Below are 14,905 nucleotides of genomic sequence, written 5' to 3' on the forward strand. Positions count from 1 at the left end.
GGTTGGCCGCGCGGATCGGCTGGACGAGCATCTCCACGAGAAGAGAAGCCGTCCAGCCGATTGCGGCCTCCCTCACTGTTGAGGTGATGCCAAGCTGGAGGAAATCACGATGGGTATGGTGATGATCAAGTGCCCGGAAACGGGAAACGCCATTCCGACGGGCATCGAGATGGATGGCGAGAGGTTTCGGTGCAGTGCGGTATTCTTTTCGCGCACCTATTGCAGGATGTGCGCCGCGACGCACGAATGGTTCGCCAGAGAGGCCTGGGTCTACGAGTCGGTCTTGGCGAAGGGCGGGTCCGGGGGCAGGCAGCCAATCCGCGCCGGCGCGGCGTGAAGGAGCCTTGGCGCATCCTGCGAAACGATCCGATCGATCCTGCGGCTCATCACCTTGTAGCACTCACAGGCGATGATCTCGAGCCGGTGCCTGTCGATCTCCAGCTGGCCGCGCCGGTTGGATTTGATTGCCCGTGACGAGCGCAGCGCGCTCACCACGTGCGTGACCGTGGTGCGGCGGACGCCGAGCAATTCCGACAGCGTCTCCTGTGTCAGGTGCAGGATGTCACCACCATCCGTCCGGTCGTGGATGTGCAACAGCCAGCGGGCGAGGCGCGCCTCGACCGAGTGCAGGGCATTGCAAGCTGCGACGTGCTGGAATTGCGTCAGCAGCGTCCGGGTGAGAAGCTGAACCGAGCTTGCAATGGCGGGACTGCGTTCGAGCGCATTTTGAAATCGTGCGGGCGAGATCTGCAGCGCCGTCCCGGCCACGCGGACGACCGCGGTCATGGGTGATCGGATTGGGCCGAGCGCCGTCATGAGGCCGACCGCGCCGTCGTTGCCGATCACGGCAGTTGCCGCCGTCTGTCCGTTCGGCAACTCCATGATGAGGGCGATGGCGCCGCTGCAGGGAAAGGAGAGCTGGTCGATCTTGTCGCCCGATCGAATCAGCACTGCGTCGTGCTGAAGCTCCACTTGTCGCAAATGAGGTGCAAGCAACGCGAAATCGGCCGGCGGTAACGCAGCTAACAACCGATTGCCAACTCTGGTCGCGTGCTCCATCACGGGAATGGTCCCTGGACGGACGCGCGGCAGACGCATCTTCACAATCGAGCTGCGCTGCCGCTTGCCACGGCAAACGAAATAAACTCGTCTTAAAAGTTATGGTTCCTCTGACATATTGGCAAGGCCGCGCGCGGACGCGTCTGATCGCGATCAGGCCTTGGATCGCAAGCTGCGCGTTTGACGCGAGCGCTGCTGCTAGCGCAGCCCCTCATACACCATCAGCCCTCGAGCGATCTGCAATTTTCGGATCGCGCGCGGCAAGAGCTTCTCCGGCTGGTGCAGGTAGCGCCAGGAGGTGAGGGTGAAGGCCGAAAGCTTGCCGCATTCGTCGTCGAACGGCGCGAGCACGCCGGTGACGCTCACCGGCGTATGCGGGCGCGTGTTGAAGGGCAGCAGCAGGAGCTCGAGATGCGCCTTGCTGCCGTCCTCGCGCGCCGCGGTGACGCCGGCGATCGCACCAAGCGTCTCGTCGGCGACGATGGCCGCGATCTCCTCGATCTCGCTGCGGCTGGCCGCCGTGAACAGCGCCGCGAAGCTCTTGTCCTTGAGGTCGATCCCGGCCAGCGCGCAGACGCGGGTACCGGCAACGCGGAAGGGGAAGCCGAGATTGGGCTCGCAGGACAGCACGAAGATGTCGCCGAGCAGGCCGCGCACCGCTGCCGGATCGATGTCGGCCCGGTCAGGGGCCCGCGCCGTACCGCGCTTCTTGTCCCAATACGCGAAAAATGCGCGGCTCGACGGATGTTTCATGGCTGACGCTAACCCCGGGGCGCAACCTCGCGGGACAGATCTGTCCCGCTTCAGTGCACCCGCGATCCCTTCTGTTGTTGTGCAGGAGGGGATTTGCAGCGTCCATGCCGCAGGGGCGTTTTCACGCCTGTTAAGGCCGCCTTTGCGTCGTTAACGTTAAGTTAACTATGCGCTTTGCGCCGGCCGCGCGGCTGCTATGGTGACCGCGGTCGCAAGCCTTGCCGCTTTTCTCCAGGTTCTCGGCGAGGCCTGTACACAGGCGTCAAACAGTTTGGTCACGGGCCGCGGGGAGGGGTGGGGATGCACCTTGTCTCTCTCGGCACCGGAAGGCCGACACGGATAGGCAGGGCTTTCCCAGGGCCCTGCCTTTTCCTTTTTGTCATGCACCGTCTCTCGTGCCCCGGACGCAGCGCAGCACTCCTTCAGTGAACCGGGGCCCAGAATGCGAACTCAATCCAGCACGAGCCGGGACCCAGCGTCTCGCCGCCCAAGACCAACTCCCCAATCGACGATTTCCTTTGGTGCACTTGCGCAAGGCCGGTAAAGGCGACTATCTCCCAGTGGATCGCTCCGATCGCGCCTGAAAGCGAAGCTGCCTTGGATTCCCCGCCGCAAGATTCGTCGCCGCAAGGACCTCAGCCGGGCCCGCCGGCCCTCCATGAGGAGGCTCCGCGCGAGCCGATCCTGACGCTGCCCGCGGCGCTGACCGCCTACATCCTGCTGCTGGCGCTGATCCATCTGCGGGTGCTGCTGCCGCCCGAACTCGAGAACTGGACCATCGACGTCTTCGGCTTCATCCCGAAGCGCTACGATTCCTCGCTGCTCAATCTGCAGATCCCCGGCGGCGCTGGGGCCAAGGTCTGGAGCTTCGTCACCTATTCGCTGCTGCACGCCAATCTGACCCATCTCGGCTTCAACGTGCTGTGGCTGCTGCCGTTCGGCAGCGCGCTGGCGCGGCGCTTCGGCGCGATCAGGTTCTTCGTCTTCATGGCGGTGACGGCGGCGGCCGGCGCGCTTGCCCATCTCGTCACCCACGAGCACGCGGTGGCGCCGATGATCGGCGCTTCGGCCTCGGTGTCGGGGGCGATGGCGGCCGCGATCCGCTTCGCCTTCGCCCGCGGCAGCTTCCTGTCGTTCAGCCGATCGGATGCCGATACCGCCGCAAAAGTTCCCGCGCTTCCGCTGTCGCGTGCGCTGCGCGACGGGCGGGTGGTCGGCTTCCTCGCAGTGTGGTTTGGCGTCAACATCATCTTCGGCGTTGGCGCGATCGGCGTCGATGCCGAGACCACCAGCGTGGCGTGGCAGGCGCATATCGGCGGTTTCTTCGCCGGCCTCTTGCTGTTCGCGCTGTTCGATCCCGTGCCGCGCGTGCGAAGCGATGTTGCGGATGCGTCATCACAGGACGTTTCAGACCGTATTTGAAGCTGTGCTTGCGGTGCGGCCCGAATTCATCCATCATTCCCGCGAAGAATGTTCCGAAGCGACAAGCCCATAGAGGCAGGGCTTCGCAAAGCGCACGAGCGTGAAACCGGCGCTGAAACTGTTAGTTGAAGACTCGAGGAACAAGCCCGGTCCGCCAACAGGCGGACGGCTCCGATTCAGGGAGGCAACAATGACGGTACGTTCCATTCTCAACACCAAGGGCCACCAGATCATGAGCGTCGAGCCGGACGTGAAGCTGGCTGCCGCGGTAAAACTGCTCGGTGAGAAGAAGATCGGTGCGGTGCTGGTGATGAACCAGAGCCGGCTGGAAGGCATCCTGTCCGAGCGCGACATCGTGCGCGTGCTTGGCGAGCGCGGAGCCGGCGTGCTGGAGGAGCCGGTCGCGGAGGTCATGACCCGCAAGGTCGTCACCTGCAAGGAGACCGACACGGTCGCCGAGCTGATGGAGACCATGACGACGGGCAAGTTCCGCCATCTGCCCGTTCTCGACAATGGCAAGGTGGTCGGCCTGATCTCGATCGGCGACATCGTCAAATGGCGTGTCCGCGAATACGAGACCGAGCAGGAAGCCCTGCGCGACTACATCAAGACGGCCTGACGGACCTCACGCCACCGCTTTACTCGCTCGCTTTGGGCGCGTGACCGGTGGGCGCCGGCGCGAGCACATCGATCGCCTCCTGGATCGACTCCAGAGCGCGCTCGGCGGCGCGCGTGCCGTGCGCGATCAGATCCTCGCCGCGGTGGAAGTCGAACCAGCCGAAATGGCCGACCCGCGGCGTGATCAACAAATCGGGCGGATCGCCGGCAAGGCGCGCACGGGAGATGCGGTCCTGCATGATGTTGAAGGCATCCACCATCACCGAGGAGATGCCGGGCCGTCCGCCGCCGCCGAAGAACTCGCGCTTCATCGTCTTCTCGGGCGAGAACAGGCGCGGAAAACGCCGCTTGGTCGGCGTCGCCTCGGCCTCGGAGGCGACCGAAGCGGGCGATGCGCCATGCGCATGGATCGTCGTGGAATGGGTGAAGATGTCGCTGGAAAGATTTGCAGCGATGACGATTTCGGCGCCGAGCGCGCGCGCGGCCGAGACCGGCACCGGATTGACCAGCGTGCCGTCGACCAGCCAGCGGTCACCGATCAGGACCGGTGAGAAGATGCCGGGCAGCGCGTAGGACGCCCGCATCGCGTCGACCATGCGGCCGCGCGTCAGCCAGATCTCGTGGCCGGTGCGGACCTCGGTCGCAACCGCCGCGAACTTCACGGGCAGGTCCTCGATCAGGGTCTGGCCGATCGCCCTCTCGAGCTGGGTTGCGAGCTTTTCGCCGCCGATCAGGCCGGAGCCGTTGAGACGGATGTCGAGATAGCCGAGGATGTTGCGCATGCCCTGCAGGCTGCGTCCCCACTCTTCGAACGTATCGAGCCGGCCGGCCGCATGAAGTCCGCCGACCACCGCGCCGATCGAGGTGCCGACCACGACGTCGGGCACGATGCCGTTGGCAATCAGGGTTCTCAGGATTCCGATATGGGCGAAGCCGCGCGCAGCGCCGCCGCCGAGTGCGAGTCCAATGACCGGCCGGCGGATGCTGCCCAAGCCGACTTTCTCGCCAACCTTTTCGCCGGCCTTCTCGCCGTTGGAGCCGTTCGCGCCGCGGCCCTTCAAGATCTCCAGCACTAAAACTCTCCTACGCCGGGGCCACCTACCGCCACAATAGGCACCCCACTTGCGCTCCGCCATATCACGGGCGAGGCATGGTTTATGCCGCTTTGGGAAAGGCGCTGGGCAGGAGTATGGCGAGGGGCGGTTGCCTTAAGTCTAATCACGCGGGCGTCAGTCGGGTTCCAAAGATAGCATCGGACCGTATTTGCTGGGATATCCGAGGCTTGAATTTGCCGCGTTTTCGGTGAAAAGCAGGGAACATGACACGCGGGGGTGACGGCATCATCGGATGGCGGCGCAGCGGCAGGCTGCTGCCGGCGCTGATCCTTGCCGCGTGCCTCGTGACCCTGGGGCAAGGCGCTGCGCAGGCGCAGCTTTTCTCCGACCGGCCGCCGCCGGTGCCTCCGGCCTCCGTGCCCGATCCCGGCGGAGCTGTCAGCCTCGCGCCCCCCTCTGGCCCCGGCGCCGGCCCTCCGAGCCTGCCGCCGACCCTGATCCAGCCGACCACGCCCAGCATGCCGCCGCCGGCGGTCACGACCGTGCCGCCGGCCGCGCCGCTCAATGCGGCCGTGCCCGGCCAAGGCGTACTGTCGCTGACCGCGAAATACGGCAAGGACTCCGCCCCGATCACCAGCGGCCTGGTCTGGCGCGTGTTCGCCGACCGTCCCGACGAGAACGGCACCTTCAAGCTGATCAAGGAGGACCGCAGCGCGACGCCGAACATCGTGCTGCCGCCCGGCAACTACGTCGTCCACGTCGCCTTCGGCCTCGTCAGTGCGGTGCGCACCGTCAGCCTCAAGGCCGAAACCGACCGCGAATCCTTCGTGCTGCCGGCCGGCGGCCTGCGCATCGAGGGCCGCGTCGGCACGAGCCGCATTCCTCAGAACCAGATCTCGTTCGCGATCTACAAGGGCAGCCAGTTCGAGTCCGGCGAGCGTGCCTCGCTGGTGCCGAACGTCGCCGCCGGCGACGTCGTCCTGATCCCGGAAGGCACCTACTACATCGTCTCCAACTATGGCGATGCCAATTCGGTGGTGCGCTCGGATATCCGCGTCCAGGCCGGCAAGCTCACCGATGTCACCATCACCCACCGCGCCGCTGTGATCACGCTCAAGCTTGTCAGCGACCGGGGCGGCGAGGCGCTCGCCAACACCGCCTGGTCGGTGCTGACGCCCGGCGGCGACGTCATCAAGGAATCGATCGGCGCCTTCCCGCGCGTCGTGCTGTCCGAAGGCGAATACCGCGCCATCGCCAAGAACGAGGGCAAGGTCTACGAGCGCGGCTTCAACGTCGTGAACGGTGTCGATGGCGAAGTGGAAGTGGTGGCGCGCTAGTTTCGTGGCGCAATCACCGAGAGCACGACGTTCCACGAAAGCGACTTCCGCAATATCGTACCGCGCTTCTCATTCAGCGCACAAAAAGCCAATCAGACGCTGTTCGAGCTGCTCGGCGGGATCGCTGCGGCGAGGATGGCTGTCCCGTCCATCCTCCGGCGCGGGCCGGCCGCTGACATATGCCGCATGCAGGTCCGGTGAGCGTTTGCTTACCGGGCTCCTCCTCTTGTGTTCCGGTTTGAATACGCATGCGAGCGCTTTCCTGCGGCTTCGGAAGGCCGGTTAACACCGGTCGCGCCAGCTTATTCCACGGGCGTTGCGACGTCGTCATCGCCGGTGGAAGATACGTAATTCCGATCATCAATTTTATTCTCTTTCCATCCTGCTGCGTTATATGTCGGGCATCCGTCCAATGGGGGACGCCGGAGCAGGCTCATGCGCCTGCGAGACCGGGGGAGCAGGGACCAAGCCCGTCGGCATGTTCGAGGTGATCCTTACCAGGCGCAAACGGTTCGGGTGGCGGTGGCAGGTGTGCGACCAGTCCGGCAAGATCTTTGCCGATGGATTCGAACGCACCCGGCCGGCCGCCAAATATCATGGCGAGCGCGCCTTGTTTTTCCTGCTGTCGCAGGCCTATCTGCGCAACCCCTTTGCGGCGTCGAGCAAGGACTAGCTGCTCCGTAGCCCGGATGGAGCGCAGCGCAATCCGGGGAAGCTGCGTCCCCTGGCGAGAAACCCCCGATTACGCTTCGCTCCATCCGGGCTACCAGGCGACTACTAGACTACAAACTCTTGCGTTGCCTGTCGGGCAAAACACGCCAGCCGTGGGTCCATCTGCCGCTGCGAAAATATTCCACTTTACCGAAATTCGGAAACGGCGTATCTGCCGTGCAACCCGGCCCAAGGAAGAGGGGCGTATCGCGATCGTCACGAACGCGGGCCGGGCGGCGGTGGACGCGGGGTGGCGTTGGCGCGTACGGGTTTGCAGGGCGGAAGACCGTGAGCAAAGTCGTCGTGCATACGACCGATGCCATCAGCGTACGGCAAAATCGTGTGGTCCTGGCGCCCGGGGTCTGTGCGCCAAGTCGTGCGGTGATGTCGCGGCCCGACCGGGCCCGCGCATCGATCATCTGCACGGCGACGGGGGCAATAGTGCATCGCTCCCCGGGGAGAGCGCGACATAAGCCGTAAAGCCACTGCGCAGGGAAGGCCGGATGTTTGGCTTCACCTGTATGCCGCTGTGCAAATTCTTTGTTGCCACCTTACGCACAGTGGACCGTGGGTGCCCGGCCGGCACCCGGTCTTCCCTGCGCCCTCTTTCACCGGGGGTAGCCAAGCAAACCTCGGGCGAAGATGCCGCGGGGACGCGAAGGCGTGTCTGCGAACGAGGTGCGAATTGAAGAGCGACGCCCGTCACCGCGAGCTCCGTCATTGCGAGCGCAGCGAAGCAATCCAGAGTCTTTCCGCAGCGGGATTCTGGATTGCTTCGCGGCGCTCGCAATGACGGTGTGGATGCAGTTGAACACACCATCTCCACAACGTCGTCCTGGCGAAAGCCAGGTAAGTCCGCCCCATGGCAACACCTCCAGTCGGAAGTGTTGCACTTCGTTTGTGAGCTTAGGGGACCCTTACCCCGGTCAGCGTTGTCAAAGTTCAGTGCGGCCAAGAGCGTTCGCAAAACATAGTTCGGTGGCTATGGGTCCCGGCCTTCGCCGGGATGACGCGGAGAGTGTCGCCACTCACACGCGCGCAAAACACAACCGTCATAGTCTCTAACGGCTACTAACCAACACCTGACTTAAAACTGTCATAATCGCCGAACGGAACCCGGAGGCATGCGCTCTTTACACGCCATTAAGTGCATCTGCATTGGATGCGACCGGAAAGTGCGTTGGGGACTGCGATGACTGCCGCGAAGAAGATGCCGGGGAAACCGGCCACCGAAATGTTCGACGACATCCCGGTGCTTCAGCGCAAATGGCGTGCCGCGTTGAAGCCGGGTGAGCGGCTGCCGCGCTATGAGGACGTGATGCTCGGCAGCCTCGGCCGGCTCGCCGACCACATCGCGCTGTTGAAGAACGACGGTGCGCTCGAGCTGTCGCGCAGCGGCCGTTACGTGCAGAAATGGCTCGGCGAGGAGCGCTGGGACATTCCCGTTGCCGATCTGTCCCCTGACTGCGCCACGGCGCTGGCGGAAGCGGCGGCGAGCGCGCTGGCGAACGGACGGCCGCACCTGGCGAGCGCACATTGCGTGCGCGACGGCATGGTCAGGACCTATGATGTGCTGGCGCTGCCGACCGCCTCGCGCTGGGGCGCCACGCTGGTCGGCGCCTATGTCAACGAGCGCGGCGCGCAATACAATCTGCTGGATGCGATCTTCTCCGCGACCGACGATGCGGTGATCTCGCTGGCGACTCTGCGCGACGCCGGCGGCAAGCCGTTCGATCTCCAGATCGTGCACCACAACAAGAGCGCGGGCGTATTGCTGGAGGCCGCGGGCGCGAGCGTGTTGTGGCGCCGGATCGGCGAGGGCGGCACGCTGCTGGCATCGCCCGACATCATGGAATTCCTGCTCACGATCGTCTCCGGCGGCCGTGGCGAGCAGCTTGAGATCGAGCACGAGGGACGCTATCTCCGCCTCAGCGCCACCGCCTTCGCCGACGTGGTCTCGCTGACGATCTCCGACGTCACCGCCTTGAAGCGGCGCGATGCTTCGTTCCGCCTGCTGTTCGACAACAACCCGATGCCGATGTGGGTGTTCGACGCCGCGAGCAAGGAGTTTCTCAGCGTCAACGATGCCGCGGTCCAGCATTACGGCTACAGCCGCGCCACCTTCCTGCGCATGAAGCTGCACGAGATCTGGCCGGAGGACGAATGGGACAGTCATGCCGAGGCCCTCGAGCGCCTTGGCGACGCCTATCACTCCTCGCGCAACTGGCGCCATCTGCGCGCCGACGGCAGCGAGATCGAGGTGCTCACCTTCGGTCGCCGCGTCGCATTCAATGATCGTGACGGCTATCTGGTCGCGGTGGTCGACATCACCGAGCGGCGCAAAGCCGAGGCGCGCATCGCCCATATGGCGCATCACGACGGGCTCACCGACTTGCCGAACCGCGAATATTTCCAGGAGCGGTTGAAGCAGGCGCTCGATCAGTCCGCGGGAAAACGGGTCGGCGTGCTCTATATCGACCTCGACCTGTTCAAGAACATCAACGATTCCTTCGGGCATCCCTCGGGCGACCGCCTGCTCAAGGAGGTCGCCGGGCGCCTGACCACCGCGGTCCGCGGCGCCAATCTTGCGGCCCGGCTCGGCGGCGACGAGTTCGCCGTGATCCTCGCCGCCGACGTGTCGCCGAACGAGGCCAGCGCCTGTGCGAGCCTGCTGATCGACATGCTGAAGGCGCCCTATGAGATCGACGGGCAGGAGATGGTGATCGGCGCCAGCATCGGCATCGCGCTGTCGCCCGGTGACGGCATGACCTCGGAGGAGCTGATGCGCAACGCCGACATGGCGCTGTACCGGGCGAAGTCCGACGGCGGCGGCGTGCATCATTTCTTCGAGCGCGAGATGGACCTCCAGGCGCAGAAGCGCCGCGACATGGAGCTCGACCTGCGCCGTGCCTTCGCCAATGGCGAGTTCGAGCTGCACTATCAGCCGCTGGTGTCGATCGCCTCCGACCGCATTTCCGGGTTCGAGTCGCTGCTGCGCTGGCGTCATCCCGACAAGGGCATGATCTCGCCGGCGGAGTTCATTCCGGTCGCGGAAGACATCGGCCTGATCGCCCAGCTCGGCGAATGGGTGCTGCGCGAGGCCTGCGCCGAAGCGGTGAAATGGCCTGCCGACGTCAAGGTCGCCGTCAACCTGTCGCCGGCGCAATTCCGCAGCCGCAATCTGGTCCAGGTGGTGATCTCGGCCCTCGCGCAGTCCGGCCTGTCGCCGAAGCGGCTCGAGCTCGAGATCACCGAGTCGATCTTCCTGGCCGAGACCGATGCCAATCTCGCGACCCTGCATCAGCTGCGCGAGCTCGGCGTCGGCATCTCCATGGACGATTTCGGCACCGGCTATTCCAGCCTCAGCTATCTCAGAAGCTTCCCGTTCGACAAGATCAAGATCGACCGCTCCTTCGTGAAGGATCTGGCGCAGCGGCCCGATTGCGGCGCCATCGTGCGCGCGATCTCCGGGCTCGGCCGCAGCCTCAACATCACCACGACCGCGGAGGGCGTCGAGACCTTGGATCAGCTCGACTGGCTGCGCGCCGAAGGCTGCAACGAGGTGCAGGGTTTTCTGTTCAGCGCGGCGCGGCCCGCTGCCGAGATCGCAACATTGCTGGCCGAGTTCGGCCAGCGCGCCTCACGGGCGGCGTAGCCCTTCCGGGTAGCAGCCGTAGACCAGCTCCTTGAAGGCAGGGGTGATGCGGCTGCGCTCGTTCTGGGTCTGCTGCATCATCAGGTAGACCATGTCGAGCTTGGGATCGACGCCGAAATAGGTACCGCTCCCTGAGTCCCATTTCAACTCGCCGATCGATCCCGCCGGCGGCGGCTTCGCATTGCCGGGATCGGTGCGCACGCCGATGCCGTAGCCATAACCGAAGCCGTCGCCCGGGAAATAGAAATAGTCGCGTCCGACGCCGGAGCCGGGTCCGATATGATCGGTCGTCATCGCCTTGAATGCGGAGGGGCTGAGGTAGCGTTTGCCTTCGAACTCGCCGCCATTGAGCAGCATCTGCGAGAAGCGCTGATAGTCGATGATGGTCGAGAGCAGGCCGCCGCCGCCGGACTGCCATTCGGGATGATCGAGCCGGTCGCGTTCGCCGGCGAGCAGGATGAAATCGTTCGGCAGCGGCCGCGCCATCCGCGCCAGCTCCTCCTCCGTCGCCAGGGCGAATTTGGTACTGCTCATCCCGAGCGGATCAAGGATACGCTGCTTGAGGTAGTCGTACAGCGTCTGGCCCGAGATGATCTCGATGATGGCGCCGAGCACGTCGGTGGAATGGCCGTAGCGCCACAGCGTTCCCGGCTGGCGCGTGAGCGGGAGCTTGGCGATGCGGTCGGCGAATTCCCTGTTGTTGAATTGCCCCTGGAAAATGTCGGCGGCCGAGTAGACCTGCTCGACCCATGGCGCGCCGATATAGTCGTAGCTGATGCCCGAGGTGTGCCGCAGCAGATCCTCGATGTTGACGGGGCGGACCGGCGGCACGAGGTCGAGCTTCAGCTTGCCGTCGGGCAGGGTCACCTCGATGCCCACCTTGGTGTCGGCAAAGAGCGGGACGTATTTCGATATGGCATCGGTGAGCGCGAGCTTGCCCTCGTCGATCAGCATCATCGCGCCGAGGCAGGTGATCGGCTTGGTCATCGAATGGATGGCGAAGATCGTGTCCGGCGTCATGGCAAGGCCGGTCCTGGTGTCGCGCACGCCAAAGGTCTTGAGGTACACCGGCTTGCCGTGCTGCTGCACCAGGATCACGGCGCCCGGCAGCCGGCCACTCGCCACCTCGTTGTCGAAATAGGCGGTGATGCGGTCGAGCCCTTCGGGCGACGGGGCAGGGATATCTGCGGCGCGGCTTCGCGCCATCGAGCCGGCGAGCAGTGCGGCCCCGACCAGAAATTCACGGCGTCTCATCCGGGCTTCCTCCCTCGGCGGGATCAAAGCCGCAAGACGTCGAAGGCGTCAACAAGACATCGACTAAAAACGCGTCACGATTTCCGAAAGGAACGGTCGCGGACGGTCTTCGCTCGGCTTGGTCGGTGTGCCGATGTGGATGAAGCCCGCGAGTTTCTCGTCCGGCTTGAGGCCGAGCCCTTCGAGCACGTCGCGATCGAACGAGAACCAGCCGGTCAGCCAGCAGGCGCCGTAGCCGAGCGCTGTCGCGGCCGTGACGATGTTCATGGCGCTGGCGCCCGCCGACAATTCCTGCTCGAAAGCCGGCACCTTCGGATGCGGCCTGGTGAAGCTGACGATGCCGATCACCAGCGGCGCGTCCATGAGACGCTTGCGCTCGATCTCGACGTCGGCGGCGGGCGCGCCGGGATTCTTCCGGGCGAACACCTTCGCGATCACCTCGCCGGCGCGCTGGCGGGCGTCGCCCTCGAAGATGATGAAGCGCCAGGGCGTGAGCTTGCCGTGATCGGGCACGCGTGCCCCGATGGTGAGGATCGTCTCGAGCTCGGCAGCGGATGGGCCGGGTCCGGTCATCTCGCGCGGCTTGACCGAGCGGCGGGTCTTCAGAAGTTCGATGGCGTCGGGCACTGCGATATCCTCTTCGGCTGGTCGTCGGGCGCGCCATGCCGACATAAGCATGGACGCCCGCAACCGGAAGCGAATTTAGATCAATTTCAGGGATCAGACCGCGCCGCGAGCTCGCTTCACGTCGGGCGGCGTCGCCTCGTCGACCAGCGCGGCGATCGCCTCGGCGGTCGTCATCACCTTCTGGCCGTCGCTGCCGAGGCGGCGGACGGAGACCGAATGCGTCTCGGCCTCCTTCTTGCCGACCACGAGCAGGGCCGGGATCTTGGCCAGCGAGTGCTCGCGGACCTTGTAGTTGATCTTCTCGTTGCGCAGGTCGATCTCGACCCGAAGCCCCGCGCGCCGCGCCAGTTCCAGCACCTGCTTGGCGTATTCGTCGCCTTCCGAGGTGATGGTCGTGACCACCGCCTGCACCGGCGAGAGCCAGAGCGGGAAGTTGCCGGCATAGTGCTCGATCAGGATGCCGATATAGCGCTCCATCGAGCCGCAGATCGCGCGGTGCACCATCACCGGCGGCTTCTTGCCGCCGTCATGGTCGATGTAGAACGCACCGAACCGTTCCGGCAGGTTGAAGTCGACCTGCGTGGTGCCGCACTGCCAGTCGCGGCCGATGGCGTCGCGCAACACATATTCGAACTTCGGCCCGTAGAAGGCGCCTTCGCCCGGATTGATCTCGGTCTTGATGTGATTGTTCTGCGTCTGAATCTCGCGCAGCACGGTGGCCATCACGCGTTCGGCGTGATCCCACATCGCATCCGTGCCGACGCGCTTGTCGGGGCGGGTCGACAGCTTCACCGTGAGGTCGCCGGTGAAGCCGAAATCCGCATAGGTCGACAGGATCAGATCGTTGATCTTCAGGCACTCCTCGGCGAGCTGGTCCTCGGTGCAGAAGATATGCGCGTCGTCCTGGGTGAATCCGCGCACACGCATCAGGCCGTGCATGGCGCCGGACGGCTCATAGCGATGCACCACGCCGAATTCGGCGAGGCGCAGCGGCAGGTCGCGGTAGCTTTTCAGGCCGTGCTTGAAGATCTGGACGTGACCGGGGCAGTTCATCGGCTTCAGCGCAAACCAGCGCTTGTCCTCGGCCTCATCGCCGGCCGACTGCGCCGCGAACATGTTTTCGCGGTACCAGCCCCAATGGCCCGACGTCTCCCACAGCACCTTGTCGAGGATCTGCGGCGCGTTGACCTCGCTGTAGTCGCCGGTCAGTCGCCGGCGCATATAGGCGATCAGCTGCTGGAAGATGGTCCAGCCCTTCGGATGCCAGAACACGACGCCCGGACCTTCCTCCTGGAAGTGGAAGAGGTCGAGCTCGCGCCCGAGCTTGCGATGGTCGCGCTTCTCGGCTTCCTCGATCTGCTTCAGATAGGCGTCGAGGTCCTCCTGCTTGGCGAAGGCGGTGCCGTAGATGCGGGTCAGCATCGGGTTGTTGCTGTCGCCTCGCCAATAGGCGCCGGCCACCTTCATCAGCTTGAAGGCATTGCCGACCTTGCCGGTCGAGGTCATGTGCGGGCCGCGGCAGAGATCGAACCAGTCGCCCTGGTAGTAGATCTTGATCGGTTCGGTGCCGGGAATGGCGTCGACCAGCTCGACCTTGAAGGCCTCGCCCTTGTCGCGGAACACCTGCTTGGTCTTCTCGCGGTCCCAGACTTCCTTGGTGAAGGGTTTGTCGCGCGCGATGATCTCGCGCATCTTCTTCTCGATCGCGGCAAAGTCTTCCGGCGTGAACGGCTCGTTGCGGAAGAAATCGTAATAGAAGCCGTTCTCGATCACCGGGCCGATGGTGACCTGGGTGCCCGGCCACAGCGTCTGCACGGCTTCCGCCAGCACGTGCGCGCAGTCGTGGCGGATCAATTCGAGCGCGCGCGGGTCGTCACGATTGACGAGCTCGATCCTGGCGTCGGCCTCAATGGGATCGTTGAGGTCGGCGAGCACGCCGTCGAGCGCCATCGCCACCGTGCGCTTCGCCAGCGACGGCGAGATGCCCTTGGCGATATCGAGGCCGGTGATGCTCTTGTCATACTGGCGCTGGGCGCCGTCGGGGAAGGTGAGGGTAACTTTGGCGGCTGGGGACACGGGCTTCAGGTTGGAGAGGCTGTACTGGAAGCCGGACTCGGATTTGGGCTGGTCGGTCATTGCTTTTCTCCTGAGGCTCACTCCTGCGAACGAGCGCAGGTAAGCGGGAACGAGCGATATACCAGGCGATTCGGCCTGTGCAATCCGGCATTTCCAAGAAAGTGACGCGTAAAACCCGCGGCGCAGCCCGAACTATTTGACGTTGTGCCCTTTAACTCGTCACATGCCGCCGCTACATGCGTTTGCATGGAAAATGCCCCCGCCGCCGGCCGTTTCGCGCCAACCGCCCTGATGCTCGGCAATCTCGTCACCGGCTGCTCGGTGCTGGCGCCGGCGGG

12 protein-coding genes and 1 pseudogene are annotated in these 14,905 nt (G+C 64.7%); 6 read left to right on the top strand and 7 right to left on the bottom strand.

All coding sequences use genetic code 11. The features are described from left to right. The 3 genes from A5906_RS43490 to A5906_RS05905 form a co-directional block, all read right to left on the bottom strand. Positions 1-244 (bottom strand): hypothetical protein (locus tag A5906_RS43490; protein ID WP_210189976.1); only part of this gene is annotated, 244 nt, incomplete at its 3' end. A 26-nt stretch (positions 245-270) separates the two neighbouring features. Further along, positions 271-1,062 carry a Crp/Fnr family transcriptional regulator gene (locus tag A5906_RS05900; RefSeq protein WP_136614997.1) on the bottom strand — a complete coding sequence of 264 codons (792 nt, stop codon included), beginning with the start codon at positions 1,060-1,062 and terminating at the stop codon, positions 271-273. Between the two features lie 195 nt (positions 1,063-1,257). Then, positions 1,258-1,812, bottom strand: a complete 555-nt coding sequence (locus tag A5906_RS05905) for a PAS domain-containing protein (RefSeq protein ID WP_080134325.1) — start codon at positions 1,810-1,812, stop codon at positions 1,258-1,260. Between the two features lie 597 nt (positions 1,813-2,409). Here A5906_RS05905 and A5906_RS05910 point away from each other — a divergent pair. Both A5906_RS05910 and A5906_RS05915 read left to right on the top strand, forming a co-directional pair. After that, complete coding sequence (locus A5906_RS05910) at positions 2,410-3,234, top strand: rhomboid family intramembrane serine protease (protein ID WP_080134326.1); 825 nt, start codon at positions 2,410-2,412, stop codon at positions 3,232-3,234. Between the two features lie 190 nt (positions 3,235-3,424). Continuing rightward, positions 3,425-3,853 carry a CBS domain-containing protein gene (locus A5906_RS05915; RefSeq protein ID WP_080134327.1) on the top strand — a complete coding sequence of 143 codons (429 nt, stop codon included), beginning with the start codon at positions 3,425-3,427 and terminating at the stop codon, positions 3,851-3,853. A gap of 19 nt (positions 3,854-3,872) precedes the next feature. Here A5906_RS05915 and A5906_RS05920 read toward each other — a convergent pair whose 3' ends face one another. After that, positions 3,873-4,925 (bottom strand): patatin-like phospholipase family protein, encoded by a 1,053-nt coding sequence (locus A5906_RS05920; protein WP_080134329.1) that lies wholly within the window; start codon positions 4,923-4,925, stop codon positions 3,873-3,875. A 245-nt stretch (positions 4,926-5,170) separates the two neighbouring features. Between A5906_RS05920 and A5906_RS05925 the strand changes: the two genes are divergently transcribed. The 4 genes and pseudogenes from A5906_RS05925 to A5906_RS05940 all read left to right on the top strand — a co-directional run bounded on the left by A5906_RS05925 (position 5,171) and on the right by A5906_RS05940 (position 10,610). Next, on the top strand, positions 5,171-6,244 hold the full coding sequence (locus A5906_RS05925) for a hypothetical protein (RefSeq protein WP_080134330.1): 1,074 nt from the start codon (positions 5,171-5,173) through the stop codon (positions 6,242-6,244). Between the two features lie 6 nt (positions 6,245-6,250). Further along, a pseudogene (locus A5906_RS43920) lies at positions 6,251-6,385 on the top strand (aldo/keto reductase); the annotation flags it as partial. A 337-nt stretch (positions 6,386-6,722) separates the two neighbouring features. Next, positions 6,723-6,917, top strand: coding sequence for a hypothetical protein (locus A5906_RS42870; RefSeq protein ID WP_080134331.1), 195 nt, complete (start codon positions 6,723-6,725; stop codon positions 6,915-6,917). A 1,230-nt stretch (positions 6,918-8,147) separates the two neighbouring features. After that, positions 8,148-10,610, top strand: coding sequence for a putative bifunctional diguanylate cyclase/phosphodiesterase (locus A5906_RS05940; protein ID WP_080134332.1), 2,463 nt, complete (start codon positions 8,148-8,150; stop codon positions 10,608-10,610). Here the strand turns inward: A5906_RS05940 and A5906_RS05945 are convergent. The 3 genes from A5906_RS05945 to thrS all read right to left on the bottom strand — a co-directional run bounded on the left by A5906_RS05945 (position 10,596) and on the right by thrS (position 14,627). Further along, on the bottom strand, positions 10,596-11,864 hold the full coding sequence (locus A5906_RS05945; RefSeq protein WP_080134333.1) for a serine hydrolase domain-containing protein: 1,269 nt from the start codon (positions 11,862-11,864) through the stop codon (positions 10,596-10,598). The genes A5906_RS05940 and A5906_RS05945 overlap by 15 nt on opposite strands. A gap of 63 nt (positions 11,865-11,927) precedes the next feature. Continuing rightward, the gene (locus A5906_RS05950) at positions 11,928-12,491 is read right to left on the bottom strand and encodes a nitroreductase family protein (RefSeq protein WP_080134394.1); all 564 of its coding nucleotides are present in this window, start codon (positions 12,489-12,491) and stop codon (positions 11,928-11,930) included. 93 nt (positions 12,492-12,584) lie between these two features. Then, entirely contained in the window at positions 12,585-14,627 is a 2,043-nt protein-coding gene (gene thrS, locus A5906_RS05955) for a threonine--tRNA ligase (RefSeq protein WP_080134334.1), read from the bottom strand. Positions 14,628-14,905: the final 278 nt, after the last annotated feature.

Origin of the sequence: Bradyrhizobium sacchari (assembly GCF_002068095.1) — a bacterium.
Classification (GTDB): Bacteria; Pseudomonadota; Alphaproteobacteria; order Rhizobiales; family Xanthobacteraceae; genus Bradyrhizobium; species Bradyrhizobium sacchari.

What these genes read in the sequence shown, in the direction of transcription:
- A5906_RS05905 (WP_080134325.1), bottom strand. Translation starts at nt 1,812, where the DNA reads ATGAAACATCCGTCGAGCCGCGCATTTTTCGCGTATTGGGACAAGAAG.
- A5906_RS05915 (WP_080134327.1), top strand. Translation starts at nt 3,425, where the DNA reads ATGACGGTACGTTCCATTCTCAACACCAAGGGCCACCAGATCATGAGC.
- A5906_RS05945 (WP_080134333.1), bottom strand. Translation starts at nt 11,864, where the DNA reads ATGAGACGCCGTGAATTTCTGGTCGGGGCCGCACTGCTCGCCGGCTCG.
- thrS (WP_080134334.1), bottom strand. Translation starts at nt 14,627, where the DNA reads ATGACCGACCAGCCCAAATCCGAGTCCGGCTTCCAGTACAGCCTCTCC.
- A5906_RS05940 (WP_080134332.1), top strand. Translation starts at nt 8,148, where the DNA reads ATGACTGCCGCGAAGAAGATGCCGGGGAAACCGGCCACCGAAATGTTC.
- A5906_RS42870 (WP_080134331.1), top strand. Translation starts at nt 6,723, where the DNA reads ATGTTCGAGGTGATCCTTACCAGGCGCAAACGGTTCGGGTGGCGGTGG.
- A5906_RS05925 (WP_080134330.1), top strand. Translation starts at nt 5,171, where the DNA reads ATGACACGCGGGGGTGACGGCATCATCGGATGGCGGCGCAGCGGCAGG.